The sequence below is a fragment of the Anaerofustis stercorihominis genome (assembly GCF_024623185.1).
GTDB lineage: Bacteria > Bacillota > Clostridia > Eubacteriales > Anaerofustaceae > Anaerofustis.
The window spans coordinates 1-4,475 of record NZ_JANJZK010000035.1 but is presented as its reverse complement, the minus strand read 5'-3'; the positions used below and the strand labels follow the sequence as shown (position 1 = coordinate 4,475).

Sequence of the window (4,475 nt, the reverse complement as noted above, 5' to 3'; positions counted from 1 at the left end):
AAGTGCCGGGGTGTAAGGGGCAGAGCCCCTGATTATTTGTTTCTTTGAAAAAGAAAAAGATGTATTTTGTCAATATTGTGAAAACTTTGTATTGTCGTAATGACATAAAAATGATATAATGAAGGCTGATTTATTATTATTTATAGGGAGGAACAGGATGTTCGAAAAACTTTTTAAATTAAAAAGCAAAGGCAGTAATGTCAAAACTGAAATCATTGCGGGTATAACGACATTCCTTACTATGGCTTACATTTTAGGTGTAAACCCGGGAATGCTTGCTTCCACGGGAATGAGTTTCCAATCGGTTTTCTTGGCTACTGCTATTGCATCGGGTGTTGCAAGTATAATCATGGGTCTTCTTGCAAATTATCCGGTAGGATTGGCTCCTGGTATGGGAGTTAACGCATTCTTTACTTATACTGTTTGCATGACTTTCAAATACACATGGCAGGAAGCTTTGGCGGCAGTATTGATTTCAGGGGTTATTTTCCTTATTATTTCCGTAACCGGAGTAAGAAAGGCAATAATCAACTCTATTCCAAAAAATATGAAACTTGCTATCGGAGCAGGTATCGGTTTCTTTATCGCATTTATCGGACTTAAAAATGCGGGTATCGTAGTTGCTGACCCTTCTACATATGTAGCAATGGGAAATCTCACAAACCCTACGGTAATCCTTGCATGCTTCGGGCTTATAGTTACCGTTGCACTTTTATGTAAGAAAGTAAATGCGGCAGTATTCTACGGAATGATAATCACAGCTGTTGTAGGTGTCGTTGCGGGACTGTTCGGTGTGAGCGGAATGCCTGCACTTCCAACGGGTATCGTATCATTTGATTTTTCTATGCCTACATTCGGTGCTTGTTTTGAAGGTATATCTTCATTATTCTCAAAACCGTCATTTATCATGGTAATCTTTACATTCCTATTTATCGACTTCTTCGATACTGCGGGAACATTGGTTGCTGTCGGTAACAAGATCGGTCTAGTTAATGACAACGGCGAAATGGAAAATATTGAAAAAGCACTAGTTGCCGATTCAGTAGGTACATGTGTGGGTGCCGTATGCGGTACATCAACCGTTACATCATTCGTTGAATCGGGTTCGGGTGTTGCTGCAGGCGGAAGGACAGGTCTTACTGCTTGTACTACAGGGGTATTATTCTTCTTATCTATTTTATTTATGCCTCTTCTTACAGTAGTTAATTCTATTCAAGTAGGTGAATTATTCTTATCACCTGTTACAAGTGCACCTCTTATCATCGTTGGTGTTTTAATGGCACAGCAGCTTAAGGAAATCGAATGGGATGATATTTCAGTTGCAGTCGCTGCATTCACTACGGTTATCACAATGGTACTTACTTACTCTATCTCAAACGGTATCGCAGTAGGTTTTGTATTCTACGTTGTTTCTAAAGTGTTCAGCGGAAAAGCAAAAGAAATCAACCCTATTACATGGGTGTTACTGGTTATATTCCTGATATATCTGGTGCTTCTATAATAAGTATGAATTAAAATAAAACCTCTCTATATCAATAGGGAGGTTTTTTATTGTTAAGTTTAATTATTTGATAGTCTGTATTCCATAAACATTATAAGACTTTTGTACCTTACATTTTACTTAGGAATGTACTTTATGTAAAATATTGCTGGTTCTTTTAAGGATATTTTAATATGATTGTAATAAATTATTTAAATTTTCATTGTATTTCATATATATTCAGTGAGAATATCATAGAAAAATGTTTTATTTATAAGTATTTATTGAAATCGTTATATTTAAGGTAGTATAATATTTTATATACTATTATTTAAAATTCAGGTAACAAAAAAACTTTAAGGATAATTATACTATGCCGTAAAAACTATAAATTTCCTTTAGGTGTATTAGGAGAAATTTTATGAAAAAAGGTATTTTAAAAATATTAATAAGCATAGTTTTGGTTTTAGGATTTTTATCATTTTTTACATATTCCGCATTTGCAGGTCAGGCGGATAATGTGGTCGTTTCCAATCCTATGTATTATGATGCTGCCAATATAAAAAGCCTTACTTTCTTTTTTGGACGTTCGGGGTTGGCTTCTTGTACGGGAAGATTAGTCCTTGCGACCGAGCCGCTCAATGCCGACGGAGGTTACGGAGATTTTACCGACTTCGGGAAATACGGTTCTTCGTTTTCAAGTTTTACTGAAGTCTTGGATGAAGATAATAAAAACAATACCTTCGGTATCATAACGTATACCGATGAAATGAAACTGGTCACAAATGATTATATAGTAAATTTCAGTTTTAAAAAGGGAGAGATAGATTTAAACACAAATAAAACTTATTATATATATCTTTGGGCTTATTACAGAGGTCACTACTATCCGGATGCCTTTATGGCTGCGGTAAAAGTTCAGGACGGTCAGATATCCTATACGGGGAGAAAAAATAATTCAAACGATGTAACAAATTTGGATAACTTTAAGAATGTGGGAGACTGTGAGCTTCCTAATCATGTATACGATAAAGAAGTTGAATTGGATAAGTTTTTAGTAACACCCGCTACATGTACATCAAAAGCGGTTTATTACAAATCATGTATCTGCGGAGAAAAAGGGACGGAAACTTTTGAAGGACAGGCTCTCGGACATGATTATTCCAAAGACCCTAAATGGACATGGTCGGGAAACGATACATTGGGCTACAGCGAGCCAAAGCTGACTCTCACGTGTAATAATGACAATACTCATAAACTTACTTTATCACAGAGCACATCTCCTAATGTTAAGCTAACAAAGGATACGACTCCCGCTAAGTGCGAAACAGACGGCTCTGATGTATATACCGCATCGGTAACTTATGAAGGAAAAAAATATGAAACCTCGGGCAGTGATATTAAAACCGTAACAATAAATAAACTCGGTCATGATTTCGACTATAATGAAAACCCATCCTTTATATGGAAAAGCAAGGTCGGAGGAGGCTATACCGCACAGGCGGTTTGGTCATGTAAAAATGATAATACTCATAAGGATACATATGATGCTTCTCTCAGCTCTTCATTAGTAACCGCACCTACGTGTTATAAAAAGGGCGAGAGAAAATATACTGCCGAGATAGTGAAAAACGGACATACCTTTACGGATAGTAAATCCGATGAGATAGAGATGATACCTCATGATTTTAGTGATACATGGACTATAGCGGAGGATACGCATTATCACGAATGTAGAAGAGTTGATGAAGGGTGTACTGCGAGGGAAAGTGAAGCCGCTCATTATTCATCATCTTGGAAGTATATGGATAATTCTCATTGGCAGATATGCGACACATGCGGTAAAAAAATAAATGAAAGTCCTCACGATAAAAGCTACGGTACGGTTTGGACGGTCACTAAAAAGGCTACGGTAAGCGAAGAGGGGAGCAGATATACTCAGTGTCCTACATGTAAAATAAAGTTTATTCAAAGTATACCTAAATTAGATGACCCTAATGGAGTTGTGGAAAAAGATGTAAAAAGGGATAAAGATGCTCCCGAATTAAATTTTAACAATAGTGTGGAGAGTTTAAGGACTTTGCTTCCTTTGAACAGTGAAGAAGTAAATAAAGTTTCTGAGGGAAAGAAGCTCATTATTTATCTTGAAATAATAAATATAGATAGAGCCGTTTCGGAGAATGAAATAGATTTAATAAAAAAAGCTGTACCGACTTCCTCGGGAATAAGCTATTTCGATATATCACTATATAAAAAATTTGAAAACGAAAATGCCGTCAAAATCAAAAAAACCACGGGAGGCAAGATTTCGGTTACGATTACGATCCCCGAACAGCTAAGGAAAAAGGGAAGGACATTTGATATAATCTATATACACGATGGTAAGGTGAAAAAGGTAAAAGGAACCTATAATGAAAAGAATAGCGGATATTCCTTTGAAACGGATGAATTTTCAACTTATGCTATTTCTTATCACGATCATAAATTTTCGGACTGGAAAGATAAGGGAAATCAACACGAGGGGATATGCGTGTGCGGCGAAAAAATAAAACAAAATCATGTTTGGGATAGAGGAAAAATCACTAAAAAAGCGACTATAAGGTCCAAAGGAAAAAAGACTTACATTTGTACTGTGTGCGGAGCAATTAAAACAAAGGATATCCCAAAACTTGATAATGTAAATTCGGTAAATACATCTGATGAAAATAATATTATCATTTATATTTCTCTTTTGATAGTTTCTATGATAAGTATGGGAATAATAATAGTCAAGAAAGAAAATTAATGAGGGTTTATCCCTAGCATCTGCGAAACTATATTGTAAAAATCAACGAAGGCTTTTTTCTGAAGTAAGATTTCTTATTGCAGGGTTTATACCCTGCTTTAATTATTTATAGTTGTTATTAACTATTAGTTAAACAACTTTCTTAGGTAATATGCGGGTGAAAGATATTGGTAAGTTTAATAGCCGAAGGCTTAGGCACCGCGCCCAGCG

The 4,475-nt window shown here is 35.8% G+C and carries 2 protein-coding genes; both read left to right on the top strand.

Annotated features, from left to right (window positions below):
- Window positions 1-157: 157 nt before the first annotated feature.
- Window positions 158-1,501 carry an NCS2 family permease gene (locus NSA01_RS09675; protein ID WP_257481254.1) on the top strand — a complete coding sequence of 448 codons (1,344 nt, stop codon included), beginning with the start codon at window positions 158-160 and terminating at the stop codon, window positions 1,499-1,501.
- 400 nt (window positions 1,502-1,901) lie between these two features.
- Window positions 1,902-4,265 (top strand): hypothetical protein, encoded by a 2,364-nt coding sequence (locus tag NSA01_RS09670; protein ID WP_257481253.1) that lies wholly within the window; start codon window positions 1,902-1,904, stop codon window positions 4,263-4,265.
- The last annotated feature ends 210 nt before the right edge of the window (window positions 4,266-4,475 follow it).